Consider the following 749-nt stretch of genomic DNA (forward strand, 5'->3'; position numbering starts at 1 on the left):
CCCCCGGTTACCGGACTTCCAGCTTCAGGTTGTGGAGTGCTGCGACTCCTGCGACGGCATGGTTGATGCCGTCGCCTTTGCGTCGGCACTGGCGAAGGACCTGGTGGTCTTTGAGGCGGGCGATGGTGTGTTCGGCGACAGCGCGGCGCCGGCGGAACCGGCGGTAGTTCCGGTCTTTGATGATGCGACCGTCTGGGCCACGTTGTGGTGTGCGGATGCGATCGCTGCCGCGATACCCGCCGTCGCCGGAGAGCCTGGGGTGGTCGGGCAGGGTCCTGCCGACGGTTTCCCGGAAGACGACGATGTCGTTGCGGTTTCCTGGCCACGCGTCACCGACCGCGACGACCCTGCGGTCGCGGGCCCGGCAGACGACCTGCACGTTGACGCTGCGCCGGTAGTTCTTCGACTTTGCGGTCTTCTTCTTGTCGTGGACAGGAAGCAGCGTGCCATCCACGACCCACAGTTCCCTGCGGTCGGTGGGCGGCGGACCGAGAAGCTCGGCGAGCGGTCCGGCGAGACGGTCGACGACTCGGTGGAGTGCGGAGTGGGAGATGCCGAACAGGGAGCCGAGTTGCTGCATGGTGAGGTTGGTCCGGTAGGCGAGGACGAGCAGCAGGACCCGGTCGGTGAACGACAGCGCCCAGGGCCGGCCGCGGCCCGTGTCGGGCGTTTTCTCCCACAGTTGCCTCACGAGCCGGTGCATCTGGGGTCCGGTCAGCCCGGTCCAGGCCCGCAGGTCGGTAGTGGTG

1 protein-coding gene is annotated in these 749 nt (G+C 67.8%); it reads right to left on the reverse strand.

Annotated features, from left to right (window positions below):
• Nucleotides 1-7 precede the first annotated feature (7 nt).
• The coding region (locus tag VXC91_RS46380; protein ID WP_329513334.1) for a transposase family protein at nt 8-749 on the reverse strand (742 nt) is incomplete at its 5' end.

Source organism: Streptomyces chiangmaiensis (assembly GCF_036281785.1).
GTDB lineage: Bacteria > Actinomycetota > Actinomycetes > Streptomycetales > Streptomycetaceae > Streptomyces > Streptomyces chiangmaiensis.